This is a genomic window from Alkalimonas amylolytica, from assembly GCF_900107845.1.
Lineage (GTDB): Bacteria > Pseudomonadota > Gammaproteobacteria > Enterobacterales > Alteromonadaceae > Alkalimonas > Alkalimonas amylolytica.
On the sequence record NZ_FNRM01000003.1, the window covers coordinates 69,191 to 94,869 of the forward strand.

Genomic DNA, 25,679 nt, shown 5'->3' on the forward strand with positions numbered 1-25,679 from the left:
AACTCCTTTTAAGCAATTTTTTCAAGTTCAGAGCCATAACCAACTGCCGATTCTGTATCTGCTGACACACGGCATATAGCGTGCAGAACCTGGACAAATGGCTCCATCACCGAGTGTTTAACCGGATGCTCAAAACAACGTGCGTCATAGACCAAAGTTAGTTTCAGACGACCTTTGAATGTACAGAAGAACAAACCCAGCCGGAGCGGGCCACCAACGTTTGGAAAACTGAAAAAGTCGGTAACGTCTGCCTCACCGAATGCGTAGGAGTTAAAGTTAAAAACACCAAGATTAGAAATCAACATATTGCTTCTTAGCTTGTCATCCAGCACTTTTGCAACATACTTGGCCTTCAACCACTGAGGCAGCAGCAAAAAAGCCCCAACCCAAATTTTTTGCTGATACCAGTCTTCAAATATCTTCCCTGCTTTTAACCCTGTTATATAGGCGGTGATGTCAGCGATGAGTTGTTCATCACTTTTGTTTGTATAGAAATCTTTGAAGTGGTTAATGCTGTATGCATCATAAGACATGGAAACATCTTCATCAGAAAACTGCCTTAAGGTCAGGACATCCAGGAGTTGAAAGCCTGCCTTATCTGTGCCTGGGTTAAATTGTTGTTTGAACTTAATCATGGCAAGAACAAACAGGACATGAACAGAGGTATTGTAGTGTTTTGCTGTTGCTTTTAATTTAGGTAAGAGTTCATCGGGCAAAGCATCAGTATATATCGAGCGCATTGCATCGGTTTTAGGCTCTGCCACATCAAGGCTTGACACGGCAAAACCCGGCTTAGTTAGAAAAGCCTTTATTCCTCTGCAAAAAATGCGAACTCTCTCGGTAAACGGTAGCTTATTCAGATAAACACGGCCAACATCCCTATTATTGACCCGGCGCTCTGTTTTATCTACAGGGGTGCCATGAGTTAATGCAGTATATATCGCGGCAATGTCTTTAAATAAGATAAATCCAGATTGAGCATCGGCTGCCGCGTGATGCGAAACACTTTGCAGATAGCTGACTTTATTTCCGGCGTCTATCAGATAAAACCGAACCAGGCGCTCTGTCTGATAATCGGCTTGTCTGCACCAAGTATGGCTTGCTATCTTAGCCTTTAATTCATCATCCGTTAGTTCGCTGTAATCACACCGCTCAATCGCTATAGGTGTATTTTCCGGCAGCGGGTGCCAATAATAACGCAGCCACTTACGTTTAATACAACACTTTAAAACAGGCTGCTTGTTTACTGCGATGTTAATCGCCTGCTGTAACCGCTCAAAATTAATGTCTCCACTTATCTGGATAATTTCTGCAGAGTGGGAGTTCATTAACTTACCCCACAGAATATAATTCATATTCAGGTGTGTTAGTTTCATTTTAGTTTTCCTGTTTTATGACCTGACACTTAGGTTTAACCAAATTCATGCAGTATTTCATCGCCATGCTGCTGTAACAGCGCTGATACATCAGCATTCAACTTTCTTTTTAATATTTTTCCGGTTAGTCCACGGGGGAAATCGTTTAAGGTAAAGACAAAGTGTTCAATATCTTTGGTCAGTTCGCATTGTTTTATCGCAGAAACAATAGTGCGATAGCTTTCCTGGCATACATTGGACTGAATAACGCAGGCAACAGTTGCACTATCAGTGTCGTCACGCCTTACCCCAAGCACACAGGCATTCAACACTCCAGACACCTTAATCACCTGCTCTTCCAACACCAACGAAGAGATTGGCCCTGAGCTCGTTTGGATCAGGTTTACGCCTCTGTCCAGATGATAAAAGCGGCCACGCTTGTCTTTGTATACAATGTCTCCGGTCCACCACCAATTATCGTGAAAGACGCCGAGCATCTTCTCACTGTTATTCCAGTATCCCTTGAACACCGTAGGCCCACTGACCACTAAGCGCCCTGGCTGGTTCACTGGCACCTCAATACCAAAGTCGTTAACCACTTTCACTTTTAAACTGTTATTGACTGGTCGACCAAGATAACGACCAAACCGGTTACTAAATGACGACACGCTGCGCATTAACGCCGGAACACCGGTTTCAGATGAACCTAGCAAGTCAATAAACAGTGACTTAACGACGACCCGCCCTAACACACGAATCAATGCACCCTTTTGCACAAAAGCACGTTGATGGACTTCATAGCTGACATCCGCCACCGACACCCACATTTTTATCGTGTCAAGGTGATAGTTGTCTAAGCCTTGGTTATACATCCTGGCGTAGTTGCCGGCAAAGCTAATCAGACAGGTAATTTTATATTTATCAATACTGTCCAAAATATAGTGTGCACTGTACTTTTGTATCAGCCACCAGGTGGTATCGCTGGATACCAGCGTCACGATAAAAGCACAATGTGATATCCAGTGATTACAAGGCATCGCCAGTAGCATTTTTTCATCTTTCGAGGTGAAAATTGCTTTAGAATTGGATAATAGTACAGCCACCAATGTCGAGTCTGTATGAACCACAGGTTTAGGGATCCCTGTAGTACCTGAGGTATGAACAATCAATACCACATCATCTGGACTCAGGGGGATACATTCAAACTCTTCTGGCTGACCTTTTGCGGCATCCTCAATAAAACAGCCTCGCTCATCAAGATTATGGTTATCCAGGCTCAGGTAATGCGCTATCTGTGGAGGAGGATAACTCTGATCCCAAATACTGGACTCGGTTACTAGTAATTTGACGCCGGTTTGAACAAGATATTCATTAAGTTCTGCTTTATCAAAGCCACCATTCATCGGCACCGCTATGCCACCGGCCCTGACAATCGCCATAAACCATAAGTGGTATTCCATGCTGTTACTTAGCAAAACCCCAACCCGGTCATAACGTTTAATCTGGTATTTGTTCTTCAGGATATTGCTGTAGAGGTTTACTTGTCTCTTAAGCGATTTAGCACTGAACGCAGTCGATGCTGTGGCTCCACACTCTGACAGTTGAAAAAATATTTGTTTATCGCCGTGCAGCTCACTGGCAACATCCAATAAACTTGAGACACTCAGTCGCTCACCACGCTTAAAAAGGAGCTTTTTTATCGTTGCTAAATTGTCATGATAGGACATTCTGCCTCCGGGCTATCAGCAATTATATTTAATTTACACTAATGTCAACAGCAAACTAACTCATGCCCATCCTTAAAGGCGGGCACAAATGCAGCATATGGATGTGTTGCAAAACCATGGGTGTAAACCAGTGGTTTTCCAATCCGTAAAACAGCATCAATGCCATGTCACGGACAAAACTCATTAGATACTACTGCAGGTATTGCTTAGGCATCTGCATTCTGCAACTTCTTAGCTACAAGATCGTTCAGAGCCGGTCCAATCTCAAACACTGTATTATCGATCCGTGACACCGGCATGACACCCAATAAGGCATTACAAATTGCTACAGAGTCAGCGTTCAGTAACTCTGTCAGGGCCATATCTTTCACACAGACCAATCGCTGCTCTGCACGTAAGGTTTCAATCACTTTTCGTCGCATCACACCGCACACGCCTGCTCGGCTTAGTTGTGGTGTATAAAAGACACCGTCTTTCTCAATGAAGATGTTTGACATCGTACCTTCGATCACACAATCAGAAACATCCAACATAATCCCTTCTCTGATAAATGGGTCGTGCCACTCTGCCCTGGCCAGCACTTGTTCGAGTCGGTTCAAGTGCTTGATACCTGCCAGATGCACATTGTGAGAGAGCCGGGTAGTACAAATGATCGCAGTGATACCAGTTAAGTAGTCATTTGCATTAATCTGGTACTCAGGTGCTGACATGACTATAACAGTCGGCTTTTCCTCCCCTGAGTAGGCGTAACCACGCTGGCTTACACCGCGGGTAACAATAAGCTTTAGCACCAGATTTGGTCCACTCGCATGAATCACTTTGTCAACGTCACTGCGCAATCCCTCTGAATCAGGCACCGGGATGCGCAGTCGACTGCAACCAGTAATCAACCGATCGAGATGCATGCCCCATAACTTAGGGACTCCATCTTGCACCTTTATTGTTTCAAACAAACCATCACCGTAACAAAGACCACGGTCTTTCACATCGATCTGATTTTGCTGCTTTCCATTTACAATGATCATCAAGGGTCTCTAAAGCCAAGTTCTCACGACTATCTTTGCGGCTGGAACAACTGGCAGTTTCTACAGCAAGAGGCGATTGGAATTGAGGTTCAATGCGCTCAGGAGCTCTTTTTAGTTTTTAGCTGTTAACTGATTTTACACAACCATCTGTGGTTAGATACTAGAACAGTTAAATTAGCTAAGTCAACATGTTATTTTAGTGAATTAATCAACCCCTGCTTAGCCCCCCCCTGCCCTCTTGACATCTCACGCGTGAGACGTCAAGAGGGCGGGGAGATTTCTGCGTGATAGCCGTTACCTGCATCAAAAATTGACAAGAGCATCTCAATCGCAGCGCACGTAAGTAAGTAAGCGGTTACAGAAAAAGCAGTTATCAGTACATGCTATTTACAATAAATGATCGGCTGAGGTAGTATTAAGCACCCCCACCCAATTTAAGGTCAATGGCACCATGGATATTAACAACAAGTATGAAACTGTTCACACCCATAACCTTGTCAGACTCGAGCATACCGCTTTGTTACTGGTTATGGTCTGGCTCGCCTATATGAATTATCAAAGCATCAATTGGTATTTATTCACCGCGTTGTTCTTGAGTATTGATATTATAGGATTTTACCCAGGCATAATTTACTATAAATTCATAAGCAAGAATGTACCAAAATTATTTTATGCAATTTACAACATCTCGCACAGTTACTTAACCTGGATTGTTTTTTCATTATTCTGGCTTTATTTTTACGGCCCTGATTATGTACTGCTCGCTCCCTGGATACATTTAATGGCCGATAGAGGCTTATTTGGTAACACTCTTAAGGCATACCACATCGCATTCAATATTGAAAAAAACAAACACTTCGAATCATTTGAAAAAATTATTTATAAGTAACATCCATGGATAGCATATCTAGAAAAAAGATTAAGGTTCAAATTACATGAAAAACTTAATAATGGAGAGTATTAAAAATGCGCGATTTTCTACTTAGATCCGTGGTATACCGGCCAATAAGTACGCTGCTGATATGTTTGACGATAATTATTGCTGTTAGCTGGGGAGCAGGCTTGCTGGTCTTCAAAGGCGACAGCCGAGTATTCTTCAAACCAGACAATCCGCAATTGCAAGCTTTTGACCAAATGGAATCAGTCTATGCCAAAAGCGACAATGTCGCTTTTCTATTGGTCCCTAAAAACCGCGATATTTTCACAAGAGAAAATATTGAATTAATTCATAGCCTTACAGATAGATCCTGGCAAATACCCTACGTCAGCAGAGTCGATTCGCTTACCAACTTTCAGCACAGCTTTGCCAGCGATGACGAACTCATTGTCGGAGATCTGGTACGCAACCCACAGCTAATTGACCAACCAATGTTAGATCAGCTGCGTGCCATTAGTCTGAGAGAGCCTTTACTGGTAAAACGGCTGATTTCGGAGCAAGGACATGTCAGTCTGATCAATGTCACTGTGCAAAAGCAAGGCGTAGACCCGGAGCAGGAGTTAGCTGACATTAGTCAATATGCACGCAAACTGCAGCAAGAGTTCTCGCAAACCTATCCTGATGTCGACATTCACCTTACAGGCTTAGTGATGATGGATGTTGCTTTCATTGAAGCTGCTCTGTACGATAACGAAACTTTAGTGCCACTGATGTTTATTGTTGTATTTCTGGCGATAGGTTTGCTGTTAAAAACCATAACTGGTTCTATAGCTGCATTAATTATCGCGATCTCCTCTATTGCGGTCACCTTGGGTGCTACAGGCTGGCTCGGCATTTATCTTACGCCACCATCGGCAGCAGCCCCCATTATGATCTTGACCATTGTGGTCGCTGACTGTGTTCACATTCTTAGTGGAATGATTCATGAAATGCGTCAGGGTAAAACGCGTCATCAGGCGTTGTATGACAGTGTTAGCACAAATCTTAAGCCAATTTTTCTGACCAGCGCTACCACAGCTCTTGGCTTTTTAACTATGAATTTCTCTGATGTACCTCCTTTCCAGGATCTAGGTAATATGGTGGCCTTTGGTGTCATGATAGCCTTCGTGCTCTCTATCACTCTGTTTCCAGCACTACTGTCGCTGTTACCGATGAAGGTTTCCAGTCAACAAAACTATCAGGGCTCACCACTCATGACCAAGATGAGCCACTTCGTAGTAGCTCATCATCGTCGCTTGTTACCAGGGTCAGTTATTGTCATGGCTTGCATGCTGCTGTTTATTCCTCAAAATGAATTAAACGATAAGTATGTTGAGTTCTTTGATGAGTCAGTGCCGTTCAGGGCTGCTACAGAGTTGATGGAACAAGAGCTCAGTGGTATCGACACCTTGGAGTTTTCAATCGAGACAGGTGTCACTGGCGGTATCAACAACCCCCAGGTCATTGCTGCTATCGCCGATTTCAGTGACTGGCTTCGTACTTTGCCAGAAGTTGACCATGTTAATACGATAACTGATATATTTAAACGTCTTAATAAAAACATGCACAACGACGATCCTTCATGGTATAAGCTGCCTGACAACGAAGAGCTGGCCGCTCAATATTTGTTGCTGTATGAGATGTCATTGCCGATGGGGTTAGATTTAAACAACCAGGTTAATTTGGATAAATCGGCTACTCGACTTGTTGTTACACTAAAAAACCTCAGCACCTATCAATTATTGGAGTTGGAGGAATACGTCTCTGACTGGTTTGCTGAGCAATACCCAGACTTAGAGTTAAAATCATCCAGTATCTCGCTAATGTTTGCTCATGTCAGTAAGAAGAATATTGAAAGCATGTTGTTTGGCTCTGTCATTGCTTTGATATTGATTTCTCCGATTTTGGGAGTGGCATTACGCTCCGCTAAGTATGGTCTTATCAGTTTACTCCCAAACCTGTTGCCGGCAGGTATCGCTTTTGGGATCTGGGGGCTGCTGGTAGGCGAAGTTGGCCTGGGATTATCCGTGATTATCGGGACAACACTGGGTATTGTAGTTGATGACACCGTACATTTTATAAGTAAGTACCTCCACGCTCGTCGCGAGCGGCAAATGTCGCCACAAGATGCAGTCCACTACTCTTTCCAACGAGTAGGGCCGGCATTATGGATCACAACCTTCATTCTAATTGGCGGATTTTTAATTCTGGGTTTATCGACATACCGGGTGAACGCCGAGATGGGCATTATGACCGCTACGACCATTGCAGTTGCCCTGATTATAGATTTTATATTTCTGCCATCCTTACTGATCGCCACCGACAAAGCCGCTGTTGCAGCTCAGCCGGATGAAGATATCGAAAACAATCAGCTAACCCCCAAGGAGAAGTTACCATGTTAGTATCCAAAGTTTCCGCTATTTTAGTTGCCTTGCTCATCGTCAGCTTCGGCATATACGGTTCTGAAGCCAGCAGCCTGACAGCAGAAGAGCTTGGCCTTAGCATTGCGGTCAAAGCTAAGCAGCTCGACAGAGGCTGGGGTGACAGTCAGGCCGATATGACCATGATCCTGCGGAATCAGAATGGCCAGGAAAGCCGGCGGGTTATGCGTACCAGTAACTTGGAGGTGCAGGATGGTGGCGACAAAAGCCTGGTGATATTTGATGAGCCCCGAGATGTGCAGGGTACCGCCTTTCTTAACCACTCTCATCCGGTGGGTCCTGATGACCAATGGCTATATCTGCCAGCTCTGCGACGTGTCAGACGAATTTCGTCACAGAATGCCTCAGGCCCTTTCATGGGCAGTGAATTTTCCTATGAAGATATGGCGTCTTTTGAGGTGGAAAAGTACACCTATAAATACCTTCGCGATGAAACACTGAACGGCCATGACTGTACCGTGTCAGAATACTACCCGGTGGACAGATACTCCGGCTATACGCGCCAAATCGTCTGGCTGGACAAAACAATGCATCAACCGATACAAATAGAGTTTTATGATCGCCGTAACAGCTTGCTTAAAACTCTTACTGTCAAAGACTATCAACAGTACGAAAACAAATATTGGCGCCCAGCCTATATGGAAATGACCAACCACACCAATGGCAAAAGCACTGTACTGTTAATTGAAAACTATCGCTTTGGGACTGGTATGACAGAACAAGACTTCAGCCAAGCTGCGCTTACACGTATTCGATAAGAGTAGCTGCGGCTCGATGAAAACTCTGCGCCCTGGTCTGTCAGGGCGCATTTCTATCAGGAAAGTACTATGGCTGTTGTGATTCTAGTCTGTTTTTTAAGAAGCTGACGACACGTTCAAACGCCTCATTAACCTCTTTAGGCTGCGCCCAATTAATACTGTCCCAGTCAATACTAGTATCCATTGCCAGCAGGTTTTCTGTCAGTATAACTTTCATCAGCTCAGGCGAGTCAACAGTACCCAAACGGTAACGCTTCTTTTTCTGCGTGCCCTTATCCACTCTGGCATTACTCAGAATATTTTTTAATTGTTTATTAATGGCCCGCTTTTGCTCAATGTTCAACATCGTCTGACCGGTTTGCTCTCTAACTTTTTGCTCTTCATTAACAACAATTTTTTTCATCGCAATAAAAGAGGTGGAGTTACCGTTCTGGTATGCTTCAAGGACTGCCGGATAACGAGTCAAAACATTATAATTATCAAATGCTCCCATAGAAATGCCCAACAAACTGGAAATTTCACGCACAGTGAGACTTTTACCTTCTGTTTTTTGTCGCATAGCCCCTAATGTATCCAGCTCCAGCATTGCTTCCTGAAAAGCTTGTAGTTTTCCATACTTAGGTAAATCTTCACGACTGGCATTCTCCTGGAATTGTTTAGTGCGCGGCAGCGAAGGTTTATTGTGATACACCTTAAAATGTGCAGCACCATCGATGCCATTAGTGTACACCATGGCAAAGAAGCGACGGTGCCCGGTGAGTATTTGATAGCTGTCATTCTCCAACGGGTAAATGGTGGGTACCTGAATAAGTTCGGATACGGATACATGTGCCGCCAACTCAAGAATTGAGGCTATGGTGTCGTTAGCCTTCTTCCATTCGACTGTACCGCGATTAAAGCAATTTACGATGCAAGATTTACCAATTACAACGGTGTCTTTGCAATCAAGACGCTCCACCAATTGTGCTTTCGTTAAACGTCTTGTGGTTATTTGATATGACAATTGATCAGACGCTATCACCGCAGGAAAAAACCGGGCATTATTATTATCCGGCCGAATACGGTTGATAAAAATTGATTTATATTCATAGGACTGCTGAGTTAGTATCCTTGAAAAATCGCCTCTGCTCAGCTCGGACGTTAACTTCTGCTCCAATGATAGATCGTTCAATACTTCTCTCCGTAAACCGCCATACGTATTGGCCCCATTTTAGGGCGAATGAAGCATAGCTGCAAGTCAACTACCACTTATACGTATAACAAACGATTTCGTATCAATTAAGATTGATATATTTAGAGACAAGATAGTGCGCCAATCCTTTTGGCGCAAGAACATTATAAACAAACGCAAGATTTATCTATGGGATAAGAAAAAACAAGCAAACTTATTTAGAGTATAAGTGTAGAAACGAATCTTAATCTGCCAGATGCTTTGCAACCAAGTGGATTTCCACTCAACGCAGAATCGGCTACAGCCATCCAAGCTTCCTTACTTTTGCTTCCCTGTAAAGAAGTGCAGAAGCTGCTGCAACAACCAACGTAAAAGCTATGTAATCAAAAGCCTCCTTGAAACCGATCGAGAACAGCATACTCAACAGGAAAACCAAGAGCAGAGAGAGACTTGCCAAAGCAGCCTCTTTTATGCGAATGCCAGCCAGCAAAAAAACACCGAGCACAATCTCCAGAAAGGTTACTAAATAGCCCAAGATATCAGACACTACTCTAGGGAACCAAGGGTTTAAAGTAGCTGTATACTCCAAAAAGTTATCAAAGTCTCCCCAAACAACACCAAGGTTTCCAACTGGTCCCAAGAGCCCTAAACGATCAGCAACTACCCATAAATACATCACTCCCAAGAAAACGCTTATAAAAATAAAGCTTCCCTTTTTAATACCCATAATGTCCCCCTTTCCCATACATCATATATTTTCTGGACCATAAACTTTCGGAAAAAAATATCGCTGTCGTGCACTGAATATTGCGAGGTTAAGCTCAATAGCAGAGAGTAGACACAGCAAGGTAAAGTGCTCTAACCCTAATATGTTCGGTTTCAGTTCTTTTTGTTGGGTGTTGCTCAAGCATAATTCGAACCTGCATTGTCAATGCATACTAGCAGCGCTTTTCATTGTGTCGGCCTCTTTTAGTACATCAAGCTTAAATAACTGAATATATACCTCCTCATCTTTGAAATAATTATCCAGAATGACCTGAGGCTCAATGAACATCCCTTCAATGCCATCTTGCCTGCCCTGAACATATCCATCTGTGTATATCTTATGGAGTAATTTTAACAGCCTATCTATTTCACTCATAGTCACGCCATTTTATTTAAAAATGCACCCACCCCAAACGGCTCAGAAAACAGAGTCCATGCGATACTTCATAGAGCCACTCTCAGGCGAAATGCAAGCAAAAAGAACAACAAACCATACCACAATTCATAACAATAAATTGTGATAATTAGGTGATATTTTTATGCTAAAGGCATCAAGTGACATTTAGGTTAATGAAGCGTTCAACAAACAATGCAATGAGCGCTTCTGTAGCCGGGAAATGTAGTAAAAATGTATCTTCACAAACAGATCAAACTGAGAGTGATACTCTTTCTGCTCACTGTTACAAAACGTGGTCAGTAGATCCATCCGTGCATTGTTCGAGGAAGTCAGCGTTATATGCCAAAAGCCCCGGCTTGAAACCGGGGACATGATGAGACCTCTGAGCTTCAATCTCGTTTCAATCTACCTTGCAAGGAGTTAATTGCCAGACCCGGTCCACGTAATCCTGGATGGAGCGATCCGAGGTAAACTTGCCAACGCAGGCGGTGTTCATGATGGCTTTTTTCGCCCAACCGGCTTTATCGCGGTACCAGCCATCGATTTGCTGTTGCGCCGCCTGATAGCCTTCAAAATCGGCCAGCACCAGATAAGGATCGCCACCTTCCAGCAAGCTGTGCTTAATGGCCGCGAGCTCGCCCGGTTTGCCCGGCGTGAAGTAATCGGTTTCCAACCAGTCTAAAATGGCTTTGATCTCCGGGTTGTTGTGGTAGTAATCCCGGCTGTGGTAGCCACTTTGACGCAGCGCTTTGACTTCATCGACCGTTAAACCAAAGATGGCGATGTTGTCCTCGCCCACTTCCTCGGCAATCTCGATGTTGGCGCCATCCAAAGTACCCACCGTGATGGCACCGTTTAACGCCAGCTTCATATTGCCGGTACCGGACGCTTCTTTACCGGCGGTGGAGATTTGCTCCGACACATCGGCCGCCGGGATCATCTTCTCGGCCAGCGTCACCCGGTAGTTCGGCATAAAGACCACTTTGATGCGATCTTTCACCCGCTTATCGTGGTTGATTTTCTCGGCTACCTTGTTGATGGCATAGATGATCTCTTTCGCCAGCTTGTAGCCAGGCGCGGCCTTGGCACCAAAAATAAATACCCGTGGTACCATGTCGTAATCCGGATTTTGCAAAATGCGACGGTACAGCGCCAGAATATGCAGCAGGTTCAGGTGCTGGCGTTTGTATTCATGCAACCGCTTTATTTGAATATCAAAAATAGCCGCTGGATCCACTGCAACACCGGTCAGATCCTGAATGACTTTAGCCAGATCTGCCTTATTCTGCTGCTTGATGGCCATAAAGTCATCCTGCACCTTAGGATCATTGGCATAGGCAGCCAGCTTGGACAACTGCTTTAAATCGGTTGGCCAGTCGGTGCCCACCAGCCGATCCAGCATCGAGGACAGCCGTGGATTGCAGGCTTTTAACCAGCGGCGTGGCGTCACGCCATTGGTGACATTGGTGAATTTCTCCGGCCACAGTGCCACCATCTCCGGGAACAAATCGGATTGCACCAGCTTGGAGTGCACTTCGGCCACGCCATTGACCCGGAAGGAGCCCACCACCGACAAATGTCCCATCCGCACCATCGGCTCATGGCCTTCTTCGATGATGGAGAGTTTGCGTTTTTTGTCGTTATCGCCCGGCCAGCGCACATCCACCTGCTCCAGCAAGAAACGACGATTGATTTCGTAAATGATTTCCAGGTGGCGCGGCAATACTTTTTCAAACATCCGCACCGACCAGCTTTCCAGCGCTTCCGGCAGCAAGGTATGGTTGGTGTAGGCAAACACCTGCTGACAAATACCCCAGGCTTCATCCCAGTGCATATCAGCGCGGTCCACCAGAATACGCATCAGCTCCGGGATAGCGACCGCTGGGTGGGTGTCGTTCAGCTGAATGACCACTTGCTCTGGGAACTTGCTCCAGTTATCGCCGTGGGCGCGTTTGTAGCGGCGAATAATGTCTTTTAACGAGCAAGAGCAGAAGAAATACTGTTGGATCAGTCGCAGCTCCTTGCCTGCTTCGGTTTCATCGTTCGGATACAGTACTTTGGAGATGGTTTCTGCTTCAATGTTTTCGCGCGATGCATCGATGTAGCCACCCGAGTTGAAGACGTCCCAGTTAAAAAAGTCACTGGCCCGGCTTTCCCACAGCCGCAATACATTGACCGAGCTGCCCTGATAACCAACCACCGGAATATCCCAGGGGACCCCTTTGATGATACGACCCGGATGCCAGACTTTTTTCATCCGGCCTTGCAAGTCGTACACGGTTTCAACATAGCCATAGACTGAGATTTCCTGCACCGACTCCGGCCGGCAAATCTCCCACGGATTGCCGTATTCGCGCCAGCTGTCGGGTCGCTCAATTTGCCGCCCGGCCTGAAAATCCTGCTTGAACAAGCCATGCTCGTAATGAATGCCATAACCTACAGCTGGCAGGTTCATGGTGGCCAGCGAGTCAATAAAGCAGGCGGCAAGACGGCCTAAGCCACCATTGCCAAGCGCCATGTCTTCTTCCTGGTCTTCCAGCTCGGCGATATCATGCCCAAGCTCAGCCAGTGCCTGCTTGGCTGGCTGGTACAAGCCGAGGTTGTGCAGGTTGTTGCTGAATAACCGGCCCATCAGGTATTCCAGGCTAAAATAGTGTACCGCCCGGGTATCCTGTTCGTAGTGCTCGCGCTGTGTCGTTCGTAAACCATCAAAGACGGATTCATTCACAGCAGCACAGGTCGCCCGCCACCAGGCTTGCGGGCTGGCTTTGTTGACATCCGTGCCCAGGGTCGCATGCAGATGACGTACGATTCGCTCTTTCAGCTGCTCAGCCGTTAGCTGCAAGGCGGCAGAAGTCGGTTTTTTGGAAGTAGTTTTCTTAGTCATTGCCAATCCTGTTGGTTAGAAGCTCACCTGACTTGCATCGCACCAGCAATAAAATGCATCTTCAATAGGGTGCTAGCTAAGCTTAGCTTGTCGCCAAGCTCAGACAAGTGAAAGATTTCCTGCTATTAAATGTAAAAAGATTACAAAAAACAAGGCAGGAATACGTTTGCAGTGGCATTGACAATAAATTATCGTAAGAATATTACAATATTTAGTGCCCTCAGTCCCTGATTGTGGCAAAAACAGCATCGACAAAGGCTTTGGCATCGGCTTCGAGCCGGGCCATGTGCTTGGCATCAACAAAGCTTTCCAGATAAATTTTGTAGGCATTTTCGGTACCAGAGGGCCGGGCAGCAAACCAACCATTTTTGGTGACCACTTTTACTCCACCAATGCCAGCCTGATTGCCAGGCGCTTTAGTCATCACCGCCAATATGGCATCGCCGGCCAATTCGGTTTGCGCCACACTGCTGGTATCCAGTTGCTTCAATGCCTGCTTTTGCGACGGGCTGGCAGCTGCATCCAGGCGCCGGTACAAAGGACTGCCCAGTTCTTTGGTCAACGCCTGGTACTGCAAGTATGGATCAACCCCCGTTTTGGCCAGCATCTCGGCCGCTAGCAGCCCCAGGATAAAACCGTCTTTGTCAGTGCTCCAGGTCGAGCCATCAAAGCGCAGAAAACTGGCACCGGCACTTTCTTCACCACCAAAAGCAACACTGCCATCGGCCAGGCCATCGACAAACCATTTAAAGCCAACCGGCACTTCATACAGGCTGCGCCCACGCGCGGCTACCACCCGGTCAATCAAAGCGCTGGACACCAGGGTTTTGCCAATCTTAAGCTCGGTTGACCAGGCTGGCCGGTTGCTAAGCAGGTAGTTGATGGCCACTGCCAGATAATGATTTGGGTTCATCAGGCCACCACTGCGGGTAACAATGCCGTGACGGTCAAAGTCCGGGTCATTGCCAATGGCTATGTCGTATTGATCTTTTAATTGGATCAGATGACTCATGGCATAGGCCGACGAGCAGTCCATGCGGATCACCCCGTCTTTGTCCAGCGGCATAAAGCCAAAAGTCGGATCGACCTTTTCATTCACTACCGTTAAATCCAGGCCATAACGTTTGACGATGACCGGCCAGTACGCAATGCCAGAGCCGCCCAGAGGGTCGACAGCAATACGAATGCCGGCTTTTGCGATGGCGGCCATATCCACCACCTGCTGCAAATCCTCAACATAAGGCGCTATGTAATCAAACGCTTCGCACAAAGGCGATGCCAATGCCTGCTCAAAGGATACGCGCTTTACGCCGCTTAGATCGGCTGCTATCAACTGATTGGCTCGCTGCTGAATAGCATCCGTCACGTCGGTATCCGCCGGGCCACCATGTGGCGGGTTGTACTTGATACCACCATCTTGCGGCGGATTATGCGATGGGGTTATCACCAAACCATCGGCTTGGTCGGCCTGTGTTTTGTTGTGGCAAATAATGGCATGAGATATCACAGGGGTTGGGGTAAACCCCTGCCCTTGCTGAATACGTACCCGAACACCATTGGCTACCAGCACCTGCAGCACGGAAGCAAATGCTGGCTCCGATAAAGCATGAGTATCCTTGCCTACAAACAAAGGTCCGTTTATGCCCGCTTGCTGTCGGTACTCGGCCACTGCCTGGCTAATCGCCAGCAGATGCGGCTCATTAAACGCATGCGCTAGAGCACTGCCGCGATGGCCTGAGGTCCCGAAGCTGACCTGATGCTGCGGATTGGCAGCATCGGGTTTCAGTTCGTAATAGCTGCTGACCAACTGACACACATTGATCAGCTGATCCTGGCTGGCAACCTGGCCGGCACTCGGGTGAACAGACATAAAGCTCTTCCTTATAGTAAATCGCGAATTTGTTCGGCTTCCGTGTCGCTGTAGCCAAGCTTTAAGGCGGCCTCGGTCAGCATCATTTTTTTCCGGGTAGTGTTGGAGTTGGTAATAACCCAAAAATCACTATCCGGAATGGCTTTAGGGTTGGTGCTGCTGCCCGATTGCAGCAACTCACTGTCGCTACGGCCAAAGTACTGACGATCACGGCCTTTAATCTCCAACACCTTGGCAAATTGCTTGGGATGGGTTTTGGCCAGCGCCGATAAAATCAACAAAAAACGACCAACAATGCTCGATTCTGCCTGCAAATCCTGCCGGCTAATACGATCAAATACCGAGCCTGTGACGCTTTGCTTGCTATCATCTGGCTGTTTTTTACTGGCCATGTTGTGTTGCTCGACCGCTTCGGTTTTGGCCGACGCTGTAGCGCCGGTTTCGAGCGCCGGTACAACAGCGTCGGCCGAACCTAACAGCAAACGACGCAGGATCTGTGAGGCACTCTCACCAATTTGCTGGGTCTGACTGGCAATGTACTGGTACAACCCTTCATCAATTTCAATGGTTTTCATGCATTTGGCCTGTTACGGAACGATGGGATCTTCTGTCTTTGGCCATTATATAAAGCCACCAGAGCAGATACCAGCCTGTATCGTCTGCTCGCTCGTTTCTGCTACCATATACCACAATTGCATTTAGCCCAATGCTCCGGGCACAAAAGTCACAGGATTGTCATGAAACTTTTCACAGAGCAGCGCGGCAGTGGCCCCTATCTGGTATTACTGCACGGTCTTTTTGGTAGCCAAGACAACCTGGCGGGTATTGCCCGCGTTGCAGAGCCATACTTTACCGTACTCAGTATTGATTTGCCGAACCATGGCCGCTCACCGCACGTTGACAGCATGAATTACCCGCAGATGGCCCAGGCTGTCCTGGACAGCTTGCCGGCTGATGCCAGCAGTTTTTATCTGCTCGGTCACTCCATGGGTGGTAAAACGGCCATTCAATTGGCTTTAATGGCTCCTGATCGGGTGAAGGCCTTGCTGGTTGCCGACATTGCGCCGGTGCAATACGACGATCGCCACAGCGGCATTATAGACGCCATGCAGAGTGTGCGACTGGAAAGCCTGAGTTCACGCCAGGATGCAGATCAACAACTGGCCCGCTCTATCCAGGAAGCAGGCGTACGGCAGTTCTTGTTGAAGAATCTGGTCAAAGAAGGCGGGCAATTTCAATGGCGCTGCAACCTGCCGGTGATCGCACGATGCTATCCACAGGTGCTGGCGGCACCAGAAGGCGCTCCTTATACCGGGCCAGTGCTCTTTATCAAAGGTGCAAACTCCAATTACATTGAAGCCGAACATCAAAGCGCGATTCAAGCCCTGTTGCCACAAGCCAAAGCTAAAGTCATTCATGGCGCCGGCCATTGGTTGCATGCGGAAAAACCGGCGGCATTTAATAAAATTGTGTTGGATTTCTTGCAAGCTCAGACGGTCTAATTGTGCAGTTTCCCAACAATGAATTTGTGATAAAACAAGAAATTCCTGCTCACTTTATGCTATAGTGCCGCCGTTTTTTTCTGGCGGTGTGCGCATTATGGGTTACGATATTGAGTTGTACGAATCGCTGGCACTGTGGATTGGCCTGGCCGTGTTGTTTTTCTTTATCGGCATGGCGATTCAAGATGTGTTAAAGCGAGGCAAAGTGCCGCTGTTTGGCCGGATTTTTGTCTGGATTGTGCTGTTTACCGGTTGTGCTGGTTTTATTGCCAAAGGCATTATCCAGTTTTTTTACGAAACACAAGGACTGGGTTGATGGCTAAAAGCAGTAGCGATCGGACAACACCTGATTTGTTTGCGCAGGAAAAACGCCCAGGTCGCCCTCGCACCAATCTGTTACCGCGCCAGGAACAATTAAAGTTTAATAAGCGCAATCAGGTAAAACGCGATCGGGAAAAAGGCTTGAAGCGTATTGAGTTTAAAGTGCCTGCTGAGCTATATCAGCAGCTATCCAAGGCAGCAGAGCAAGCGCAATTGACCCGTAGCGCTTATCTGGAGCAGGTTTTAACCAGAGTTTTAATCAAGTAAAAGGCATGCATCTATGGCAACTGTAGGTATTTTTTTCGGCAGTGATACCGGCAACACCGAGCACATCGCCAAAATGATCCAGAAAGAGCTGGGCAAGCAGCTGGTGGAAGTGCGGGATATCGCCAAAAGCAGCAAAGAAGACATCGCCAACTTCGATCTCTTACTGCTGGGTATCCCCACCTGGTACTACGGTGAAGCTCAGTGCGACTGGGATGATTTTTTTCCGGAGCTTGAAGCCATCGACTTTACCGACAAACTGGTCGCTATTTTTGGCTGCGGTGATCAAGAGGATTACGCCGAATATTTCCTGGATGCGATGGGTACGTTGCGCGATATTATTGAACCTAAAGGTGCCATTCTGGTTGGCTTTTGGCCAACCGAAGGCTATGACTTTGTCGCTTCCAAAGCTCTGGCCGATGACAACCATTTCGTTGGCCTCGGCATTGATGAAGATCGTCAACCAGAACTGACCGAGCAACGGGTGAAAGCCTGGTGCAAGCAAATCTACAACGAAATGTGCTTACAAGAGCTGGAAGGCTTGTAAAGCGATACAGTAAGGGCATGCAACGCATGCCCTTTTGCTTGGTTTATCGGGCAGAGCGTTTCTTACGGACATAAACAGTGCGATTCACTTCGCAAACAATATCACCGCTTTGATCTTTAATGTGCACTAAAAACTCCGGAAAATGCTTATCACCATCCTCTGTCGCTGCTTTTATATCCGCCAACACTGCATCCGATAACCAGAACTCCGCCGTTAGCGCCCCTCGTCCCGGCGCAATAAAGTCAATATCGGCTTTTTTATCCCAGACATGATAATCGCTGCCCAAGGCTCCCATGATCATTAACGGATAGATCGGATCCGTCATCGAAAACATCGAGCCGCCAAACTGACTTTGATTGATGTTCTTTGTCCAGGGTCTCGATTTGAGTCGTACCCGGACATAGCAAAAATCGTCCCGGATGGTCTCGACCTTAATACCACTAAAAAAAAATGGTGGCCACAGATTCAGCAACCGCTTCATCAACCCTGGCTTCATTGCCCACTGCATCCGCGCCCTCAACTGGTATGACCTGATGCAGCTATTTTACCTGAGCTGGACGACAGTGCAAGTTTGGTATCAGCTGCTCAATGGCTAAGCAGATGGCTGAATTAGCATTTGATTAAAGCTGCAATGGCTTTATAATCGAAGCAATGTTGACTAACTGAAGCATGCTATGACTGATCACAATACCGAACTTCGCAAAGCGGGCCTTAAAGTGACCCTGCCGCGCGTAAAAATTCTGGAGATCCTGCAGGATCCGAACAATCAGCATATCAGTGCCGAAGATGTGTACAAACTGCTGCTGGAGTCCGGTGAAGACATTGGTCTGGCGACCGTGTACCGGGTACTGAATCAGTTTGATGATGCAGGCATCTTAACCCGCCATCATTTCGAAGGTGGTAAGTCTGTGTTCGAACTGACTGGCAACAGCCATCATGATCATCTGGTTTGTCTGAACTGTGGCCGGGTAATTGAATTTGAAGACGACACCATAGAGCGCAAACAGTTGGAAATAGCCACTAAAAATGGCCTAAAACTAACCAATCACAGCTTGTATTTGTACGGTGAGTGCGAACAAAAGAACATCTGTCCGCACAATACTGACAACTAAGCTACTCCAAACAGTTGTAATAACAAGGCCTTATTCTGCAGAGGCCTTTTTTGTATCTGCATCCATCCGCCAACTGTGCCAACGCCTGCTTAACCGATAGCTGGCGTAGCTAAACCACTCGCCACTTAACTTGGCGTAAAAATCGTAGTTACTCAAATTCACCGTCAACCAGCAGTGCCAGCGGCATGGCAGTTGTCGGTAAGTACTGGTAGTGGCTGCAGAAAAATGGCCGTTGAGTTGATGCAATGTAATCAGCCGTTGCACCCGCCAGCCATGGTGGTCACTGCTGACAAACTGCAATGGCTGCTGCTGAAAGCGAGCAGCCAGCTGATAAAACTCCTGGTAGGTGTTACTACCGCCATCGAAACAATCGATCGCGCCACTGAAATCATGTTGCTGCAAATAGTCGATATAAGGGGCACAATACCGGGTGGTGATCACGACAGGAAAGCTATTATCTGCCGTTCGCTCCAGTAAATGATCCAAGCGATTGCGGGCACAAGCGGGTAAGCTTTGCTCTGAGCCACCACAGCCAAGCAGCACCCAGGTTGCATCGCTTTGCAACGTAGTTGGGCTTCGTAGCTGTTGCAACTGCCAGTGCCTTACCTGGTTAGTGACAAAGCTATTGCCCAGTAGATAAAACATCAGCCACAACAGCCAAAGTCCCTTTTTACGGTAACAAATAGCAGCAAGCAACAATGCATACAAGAACAGGTTCTGTGGGTACAAGGCCAATTGAATAAAGTCAGTCATGGTCGGCTCCTTTTGCACGCAGCTGGCATCTGTTGTCTCGCCAGTACGTAACCACACCAGCAGCCCCAGGGTAACCAAAGTAGACCAGAAGTGAGTACATGGCCTGCCAGAGCAGCCAGCAGCAGCAAGATACTATTGATCAGCAGTAACACCCGCCCTTCAGCCCTGCCCCTGGCCTGCCAGCTCAACCGCAGCAGATAGCCAAACCAACCAAGTGCAAATACAAGCGCTAATACTCCAAAAAACATCTGCAGGTCAAAAAAGTCGGATTCGGCAAAGTACTTTTTCTGATAAAGCGCTATGCCAGCTTGCCCCACCCCCAGTAGCCAGTGCCAGGGAGGAAAATGCTCCGTCAGAACCCGCATGTTCTGCTGCATGTAAAGATCGCGCGATGACAAGATAAGGCCAAACCAACCTTTTTCCTGCCAGACCCAAAGCAACTTTTGGTACAAACCAAGTTGTTGCAGCATAGCCCCCAACCAAAGCGGACTACTGACCAACAGCACAACCGCCACCCCAGCAATGAACAGTGCAACATGCTTGCGTCGCTCAGCTTCCAGATGCACTAAAGGGATCAGTACCACCAACAACAACACACCAAACAGAGCCGTTTTAGTCAGCAACTGCAGCGCACAAAACAGCGCTAAAAAAGCAACCACAATATACAACAGTTTATACTTCACCCAATAGTGATGCAGTTGATAAGCGGTTAGGATCAGCAGCAAAGCAGATAACTCATTGGCCGATACAAAAAAACCACTGCTGCCAAGCGAGCCCAGCTCTATCTGCTCCATCGGGCTGTAAGCTGCATAACCAAAACCTGCAAAGCCAAATGCAAAATTTATCAGCAATACCACACTAAAGCACAACATCAGACGTTGCAGGCTTTTCTGAGCTAATTCAGGCGAATGGCAGGTGAAACGTGTGAATGCCAATAGCGCGATCAGTGGTGCAAAAACCTTGCTAATGAGAATAAGCTCCAGGCTAAAGCCCATAGGTGGCTGTAATCGCCACTGCGTCAGTAAGGGCCCAAATGCAAAGCATGCAGCCAGCAAAGCCAGCAGCAGTAGCATTCGACTATCGTTGGCTTTAAGACCCCAAAGCATAGCAGTCAGCAAGCCAGCCTTAAAGGCCTGTGCCACTGGAAAGCCGATCAGCCCCTGGCTCTGCCATGCACCTTGCAGCATATCAAACAGCAAGCTAAATGCGGCCAGTAGAAAAATCAGCTGCCAGCAAGTTTCGGTGTTGCTGCTTTGCTTAATCAAACAAACCCCGCCAGCCTTTTTGCAGCCATTTTAGCCGTAATCGGCTTAGCCAGGAAAATTTTCGCTTTAGGTAGTAACGACATTTCAGTGCTTTTAAACCATAGCGGCTGCTGCGCCAAAGCTGACTAAGCGAGATCGGCAATTGCTGCATGCTATGACGATAAAAAGCCTGGTTTTGCAAGTTACGACCAGACATCAAAGGCCTGTGCTTCGCCACAAAATCATCATGCGCCTGCAGGCGTTTTGGCGAACCGGTAATTCGGCCAGCTTCGTGACCGGCATTCACCTGATAGCTGATATGAGCAATGCGTCGGGCCGGGCCAAAACGCGCTACAACCCGCACCCACATATCGTAATCCTGAAAGGCCGCAAGCTTAGTATCAAATCCACCCAACGCACGCATGGATTCGGTTGGAAGCAGCGCTTGATTCGACAAAGTATGCAAATCCAGCAGCTCATCCAGCGCAATGATGGCATCACTGGCAAAACATGCTTTGGTGGTAGCGCCGTAGTGCCACAGATAGCCAGAACAGACCATAGCATCACCAGGTTGAAAAGCGGCCATCAAACTGGACAAACGATCCGGATAGAACACGTCATCATCATCCAGTCCGGTAACAAATTCACCTTTGGCGGCGGCAATGGCGGTATTACGGGCAGCACAAGCCCCAAGGCTTTGTTCATGACGTAATAAACGCACCTTTGGATGCTGACCATAGGCCTGCTGCAAAAAAGGCCAGCTGTCATCCGTCGAGCCATCATCAACCACTATCAACTCAAAATGTGGGTAATGTTGCGCCAATACGGAGTCAATTGCAGTGGCCGCCATCTGCTTGCGGTTATGCGTTGGCATATAGACACTGATCAATGGCAAATTTTGCTTCATATTCTTTCCCAGATAGCTAGCCACAGATACTGCACTAAACGTCCCTGCCGACCAATTCGACTTGGCTGACTCAGCAGTCGGTACAGCCATTCCAGATGCAGGCGGCACCAAAGTGCCGGAGCGCGCTTGACCTGCCCCGTGAACACATCAAAACTGCCGCCAACGCCCATAAAAAAGCAATCCGGCAGTTGCTGACGTAACCGCGCAATCAATTGCTCCTGCCGAGGTGAGCCCATCGCTACCGGAATCACTTTCGCGCCGCTCTGGCGAATCTCTGCCAGCAACTGCTGCTCGTCGTTAAAGTAACCATCGGTCGCCCCGACCACAGGCACGCCTTGGTGCACTAGTTTCACTTTGGTTTGTGCCAGCACCTCGGATCTGGCACCCACCAGATACACCGGCACCTGGTACGCAGCACAGCGCAGCATCAGGCTTTGCCAAAGCTCACAGCCAGGAATACGTTGCACGGGTTGTTTTAATCGGCGTCGCATCAGCATCACCACGCCAATGCCATCGGCATAGCGCAGTTCCGCCTGACTGAGCATAGCGGCTACTTTGGGATCGTGCCGGGCGGCCATGACTTTTTCCGGATTAATAGCAATAGCCGCGCCAGCAAATACCTGACCATCCGGGGAAATAATGGTTTCCAATAATTGTTGCTGGTGCATAAAAGCACCAACCTTGACAGGCCCAATCTGAACACTGACGATGCTTTCTGCTGTATTTGTACTTGTGTTACTTGAGGTCATGCTTGGCCTTGTAAAGAGTCTGGTAGATGCTCATCAGTTCACTGGCTATCACAGGCAAAAGCTGTGTTTGAGCGTATTGAAAACCCGCTTGCTGCATGCGCAGATAATCTGGCTCTGCTAACTGCCAACAGTGCTTTAATTGGCGAAGTAATTGTTCAATCAGCATTGGCTCGGTTTGCTGCTGGCTAATCACCCAGCCAAATTCCGGTCTTAGCTGTGCTCTGGCACCATCGGTGTCGGTGGCTATAACCGGGGTATAACAGGCCAGGGCCTCCGTCATCACCAGGCCAAAGGATTCCTGCCGTGACAAACTCAGCAACACCTTGGCTCGCTGATACCAGTTTTTTAGCTGCAGCGGGTTTTGACTTGGCAGCCACATAAGCTTTGGGTATAACTGTTGCCACTGTTTAACCTTTCCCGATGCCAAGCCCTGGCCGATAATGCAAACCTTATGCTGCTGAAGTAAAGGTAATAGCTGCTCCAAGCGATCCAGGCCTTTGTTATGATTCAAACTGCCAACAAAGAGTAGATCAATATCTTTCTCGGATTTATCCAACCGGTTCACGTTGCCATAGTCCGCTGCAATGCCGGCGGCCAGTACCTGTGCCGAGTCGGGTTGCTGGTAAAATGCTTGCTTTAAAGGCTCACTGGCAAAAAGCCATTGATCGACCCAGCCAGCACACCAGCGATAAAGTGTACCGGGCGGTTGATAGCGGTAAATATCACTGCCATGACAGGTCACTACTATTTTGGCAGAGCGGTGACGTAAGCACTTGTACAAAATAGCCAACCAGATGGTTGGGTAAAAAAAGTGTACATGCAGGATATCAAAACGCTGTCGACAAAAGACGAAACGCAGCACAAAATCCAGCAACCACACCGGGTATTTACACAGCCGGTTCAGCAAGCCATCATTGTGCCAACGCATCCAATGGTAGGCGGTTGGCACAGGAAGTGCTTGCCGCTGAAGCTCAATAAACTGTCCTTGCACAGGTGCCGAGGGTTTGGGCCCCATATTGCTTATTAGCAAGATTTGCATCAATCTATCTCATACATCGGGATTTTTATCCTATGTTCAGCTTAGTGCAAGCTGAATGACTGTAAGCTGAATCCTAAGCTGCTGCTCAGCATAACAAAAAAGGATGTCTATGTATTCGCTGTTCTGGCCCGTTATTAGTTGCTTTTTGATCACAGCGTTGATGCTGCAAGTATTGTACCCCCTAGCCCACCGGCTAGGCTTATTAGATATACCCAAAGGCCGCAAGCAACATCAGGGCAAAGTCCCACTGATTGGCGGCTTATCCATCTTTACTGGCGTTTCTGTAGGCCTGCTTATGGCTGATGCCAGCCTGATGCAGCATTGGGCCTATATTGGTTGTGCATTGGTGATCGTGCTTCTGGGTGCTTTGGATGACGCACTTGATCTGGCGGTATCTGTGCGTCTGATTTTTCAATGTCTGGTGGCAATTGCGATGATGTGGTTGCTGGATTTGCACCTGGCCCATCTTGGCAATTTGTTTGGCTTTGGCCCGGTCGAGCTTGGCTGGTTTGGCCCACCATTGACAATTATTGCTGTCATCGCTGCTATCAATGCTTTTAACATGACCGATGGCATCGATGGCCTGGCCGGTAGTCTGAGCCTTTTAACCATGCTGGTGCTCGCATTTTTTATGCTGATGTGGGGGCAGCAAGATACCGCCTTGTTGGCAATTATGATGATAGTTGCTCTGTTGCCCTACCTGGCAGCAAATTTACAGTATTTTGGCTTGCGTAAGGTTTTTCTTGGCGATGCTGGCAGCATGTTAATTGGGCTGACTGTGATCTGGCTGTTACTGCAAGGCAGCCAAAGTGCAGCCAGCAGTTTTCGACCAGTGACGGCCTTATGGATCATCGCCATTCCATTACTGGATATGGCAGTGATCATGATTCGGCGCATTCGCAAAGGTCAATCCCCTTTTAAAGCTGACCGAGAGCATTTACATCATATTTCACTTCGGCTAGGTCTGGCTCCACGCCATGCATTGATGTTTATCGTTGGACTGGCAGGAACCGCTGCCAGTATTGGTGCCTTGGCAGAGTACCTGCTATTGCCAGACATCATAATTTTGCTGATGTTTCTTCTGGTGGGCGCAGGTTACTATTATCTGTTATTGCATGTCTGGCGCATTGTGTCCGCACTGCGCCGCCGTAATCCGCGTTGATTCAGGCGGTGAAAGCCGCCTTGCGACGATTGTACTCAGCAATCATGGCTTCCATGCTGGGGGCATCATAAGGTGATAAATTACTTAAAATCATGCGCTTACGACCTTGGCCAAGGTGATTTCCATCGCAAGCCAGGGTAAAATCAAGCAGAACACTTCCACGTTTTCCTGCAACCTCCAGGCTTGAATTAGATAGCACTAAATGAGGTGAGCAAGTCGGCAACTGCATGAGTTCCAGTGTCATGCTCTCGTAAATGACCATAGGTCGCTGCGGATGGATCATGACGTGCTGCTGCTGCATCAGAGGATGCAAAATATGTGGAAAATTTTCACCGGAAAACTGCACATAATCAGTTGTAATCGCTTCGATTAACACTAAATCCTTGCTTATAGCACCCTGTTGCGTCAACGATAGGTAGACTTTTCCGTCTCTATCACAAATCCGGATTTCACTGCCATCCTGCTCGAAGTGTAACCAAACATCCGCAGCGACCATGCCAGCGAAGGTACAGCACAATCGTTCGCTGATACCGTACTGACTTAACAACCAGGAAAACATCAAATCACCTGGCACGCAAAAGCGTTTGGCATCTTCATCATGCAACGGATTAAAGTCACCGGCTACTTTTTTTGCAAAGGTACTGCCTTGTTGACGACTGAAGCTAAACTCGCCGGCTTGCTGATTAATATAAGGAGTCAAAAACATGAAATATCCACGGGTTTAATGCAAAACCCGACAAGTCTACCCTAATTTTCCTCTAAATTGG

General features: G+C 47.4%; 24 protein-coding genes. 8 read left to right on the plus strand and 16 right to left on the minus strand.

Features of this window, described 5'->3' with window-relative positions:
* Window positions 1-8: 8 nt before the first annotated feature.
* The 3 genes from BLW37_RS06545 to pabC all read right to left on the minus strand — a co-directional run bounded on the left by BLW37_RS06545 (window position 9) and on the right by pabC (window position 4,107).
* On the minus strand, window positions 9-1,376 hold the full coding sequence (locus BLW37_RS06545; RefSeq protein WP_091341211.1) for a condensation domain-containing protein: 1,368 nt from the start codon (window positions 1,374-1,376) through the stop codon (window positions 9-11).
* Between the two features lie 35 nt (window positions 1,377-1,411).
* Window positions 1,412-3,082, minus strand: a complete 1,671-nt coding sequence (locus BLW37_RS06550) for a class I adenylate-forming enzyme family protein (RefSeq protein ID WP_091341213.1) — start codon at window positions 3,080-3,082, stop codon at window positions 1,412-1,414.
* Between the two features lie 206 nt (window positions 3,083-3,288).
* Window positions 3,289-4,107 carry an aminodeoxychorismate lyase gene (gene pabC, locus BLW37_RS06555; RefSeq protein WP_091341214.1) on the minus strand — a complete coding sequence of 273 codons (819 nt, stop codon included), beginning with the start codon at window positions 4,105-4,107 and terminating at the stop codon, window positions 3,289-3,291.
* Between the two features lie 966 nt (window positions 4,108-5,073).
* On the opposite strand from pabC, the gene BLW37_RS06565 reads away from it, so the two are divergent.
* Window positions 5,074-7,425, plus strand: a complete 2,352-nt coding sequence (locus BLW37_RS06565) for an efflux RND transporter permease subunit (protein WP_091341216.1) — start codon at window positions 5,074-5,076, stop codon at window positions 7,423-7,425.
* On the plus strand, window positions 7,419-8,222 hold the full coding sequence (locus tag BLW37_RS06570; RefSeq protein ID WP_091341217.1) for an outer membrane lipoprotein-sorting protein: 804 nt from the start codon (window positions 7,419-7,421) through the stop codon (window positions 8,220-8,222). The genes BLW37_RS06565 and BLW37_RS06570 overlap by 7 nt, the downstream gene beginning before the upstream one ends.
* A gap of 67 nt (window positions 8,223-8,289) precedes the next feature.
* Here BLW37_RS06570 and BLW37_RS06575 read toward each other — a convergent pair whose 3' ends face one another.
* From BLW37_RS06575 to seqA, 6 genes are all read right to left on the minus strand, one after another.
* The gene (locus BLW37_RS06575; RefSeq protein WP_091341218.1) at window positions 8,290-9,393 is read right to left on the minus strand and encodes a ParB/Srx family N-terminal domain-containing protein; all 1,104 of its coding nucleotides are present in this window, start codon (window positions 9,391-9,393) and stop codon (window positions 8,290-8,292) included.
* Between the two features lie 298 nt (window positions 9,394-9,691).
* A complete protein-coding gene (locus BLW37_RS06580) occupies window positions 9,692-10,120 on the minus strand; it encodes a MauE/DoxX family redox-associated membrane protein (RefSeq protein WP_091341219.1) in 429 nt (142 codons plus the stop codon).
* A 201-nt stretch (window positions 10,121-10,321) separates the two neighbouring features.
* Window positions 10,322-10,534, minus strand: a complete 213-nt coding sequence (locus BLW37_RS06585; protein WP_091341220.1) for a hypothetical protein — start codon at window positions 10,532-10,534, stop codon at window positions 10,322-10,324.
* 421 nt (window positions 10,535-10,955) lie between these two features.
* Complete coding sequence (locus tag BLW37_RS06590) at window positions 10,956-13,442, minus strand: glycogen/starch/alpha-glucan phosphorylase (protein ID WP_091341221.1); 2,487 nt, start codon at window positions 13,440-13,442, stop codon at window positions 10,956-10,958.
* Window positions 13,443-13,662: 220 nt separating this feature from the next.
* Window positions 13,663-15,312 (minus strand): phosphoglucomutase (alpha-D-glucose-1,6-bisphosphate-dependent), encoded by a 1,650-nt coding sequence (gene pgm / locus BLW37_RS06595; RefSeq protein WP_091341222.1) that lies wholly within the window; start codon window positions 15,310-15,312, stop codon window positions 13,663-13,665.
* A gap of 11 nt (window positions 15,313-15,323) precedes the next feature.
* Entirely contained in the window at window positions 15,324-15,887 is a 564-nt protein-coding gene (seqA, locus tag BLW37_RS06600) for a replication initiation negative regulator SeqA (RefSeq protein WP_091341223.1), read from the minus strand.
* Between the two features lie 162 nt (window positions 15,888-16,049).
* Between seqA and BLW37_RS06605 the strand changes: the two genes are divergently transcribed.
* From BLW37_RS06605 to fldA, 4 genes are all read left to right on the plus strand, one after another.
* Window positions 16,050-16,814 (plus strand): alpha/beta fold hydrolase, encoded by a 765-nt coding sequence (locus tag BLW37_RS06605; protein WP_091341224.1) that lies wholly within the window; start codon window positions 16,050-16,052, stop codon window positions 16,812-16,814.
* Between the two features lie 97 nt (window positions 16,815-16,911).
* Window positions 16,912-17,130: a DUF2788 domain-containing protein gene (locus BLW37_RS06610; RefSeq protein ID WP_091341225.1), complete on the plus strand. Its 219-nt coding sequence runs from the start codon at window positions 16,912-16,914 to the stop codon at window positions 17,128-17,130.
* Window positions 17,130-17,402: a LexA regulated protein gene (gene ybfE, locus BLW37_RS06615; RefSeq protein WP_091341226.1), complete on the plus strand. Its 273-nt coding sequence runs from the start codon at window positions 17,130-17,132 to the stop codon at window positions 17,400-17,402. The genes BLW37_RS06610 and ybfE overlap by 1 nt, the downstream gene beginning before the upstream one ends.
* A 13-nt stretch (window positions 17,403-17,415) precedes the next feature.
* On the plus strand, window positions 17,416-17,946 hold the full coding sequence (gene fldA, locus BLW37_RS06620; protein WP_091341227.1) for a flavodoxin FldA: 531 nt from the start codon (window positions 17,416-17,418) through the stop codon (window positions 17,944-17,946).
* Window positions 17,947-17,989: 43 nt separating this feature from the next.
* On the opposite strand, the gene BLW37_RS06625 is transcribed toward fldA, so the two are convergent.
* Entirely contained in the window at window positions 17,990-18,454 is a 465-nt protein-coding gene (locus BLW37_RS06625) for a DUF4442 domain-containing protein (RefSeq protein ID WP_091341228.1), read from the minus strand.
* Between the two features lie 166 nt (window positions 18,455-18,620).
* On the opposite strand from BLW37_RS06625, the gene fur reads away from it, so the two are divergent.
* A complete protein-coding gene (fur, locus tag BLW37_RS06630; protein WP_091341229.1) occupies window positions 18,621-19,058 on the plus strand; it encodes a ferric iron uptake transcriptional regulator in 438 nt (145 codons plus the stop codon).
* A 30-nt stretch (window positions 19,059-19,088) separates the two neighbouring features.
* Here fur and BLW37_RS06635 read toward each other — a convergent pair whose 3' ends face one another.
* The 5 genes from BLW37_RS06635 to BLW37_RS06655 form a co-directional block, all read right to left on the minus strand.
* Window positions 19,089-19,811 (minus strand): YdcF family protein, encoded by a 723-nt coding sequence (locus BLW37_RS06635; protein WP_091341230.1) that lies wholly within the window; start codon window positions 19,809-19,811, stop codon window positions 19,089-19,091.
* The gene (locus tag BLW37_RS06640) at window positions 19,808-21,076 is read right to left on the minus strand and encodes an O-antigen ligase family protein (RefSeq protein WP_091341231.1); all 1,269 of its coding nucleotides are present in this window, start codon (window positions 21,074-21,076) and stop codon (window positions 19,808-19,810) included. Before BLW37_RS06640 ends, BLW37_RS06635 begins: the two co-directional genes overlap by 4 nt.
* Window positions 21,069-21,962, minus strand: coding sequence for a glycosyltransferase (locus BLW37_RS06645; RefSeq protein ID WP_091341232.1), 894 nt, complete (start codon window positions 21,960-21,962; stop codon window positions 21,069-21,071). The genes BLW37_RS06640 and BLW37_RS06645 overlap by 8 nt, the downstream gene beginning before the upstream one ends.
* Window positions 21,959-22,630 carry a WecB/TagA/CpsF family glycosyltransferase gene (locus BLW37_RS06650; RefSeq protein ID WP_245785642.1) on the minus strand — a complete coding sequence of 224 codons (672 nt, stop codon included), beginning with the start codon at window positions 22,628-22,630 and terminating at the stop codon, window positions 21,959-21,961. The genes BLW37_RS06645 and BLW37_RS06650 overlap by 4 nt, the downstream gene beginning before the upstream one ends.
* A gap of 67 nt (window positions 22,631-22,697) precedes the next feature.
* Window positions 22,698-23,750: a glycosyltransferase family 4 protein gene (locus tag BLW37_RS06655; RefSeq protein WP_245785643.1), complete on the minus strand. Its 1,053-nt coding sequence runs from the start codon at window positions 23,748-23,750 to the stop codon at window positions 22,698-22,700.
* Between the two features lie 109 nt (window positions 23,751-23,859).
* Here BLW37_RS06655 and wecA point away from each other — a divergent pair, with 109 nt between their 5' ends.
* Window positions 23,860-24,912, plus strand: a complete 1,053-nt coding sequence (gene wecA / locus BLW37_RS06660) for a UDP-N-acetylglucosamine--undecaprenyl-phosphate N-acetylglucosaminephosphotransferase (RefSeq protein ID WP_281248650.1) — start codon at window positions 23,860-23,862, stop codon at window positions 24,910-24,912.
* A gap of 1 nt (window position 24,913) precedes the next feature.
* On the opposite strand, the gene BLW37_RS06665 is transcribed toward wecA, so the two are convergent.
* Complete coding sequence (locus BLW37_RS06665; protein WP_091341236.1) at window positions 24,914-25,618, minus strand: DUF3581 family protein; 705 nt, start codon at window positions 25,616-25,618, stop codon at window positions 24,914-24,916.
* Window positions 25,619-25,679 lie beyond the last annotated feature (61 nt).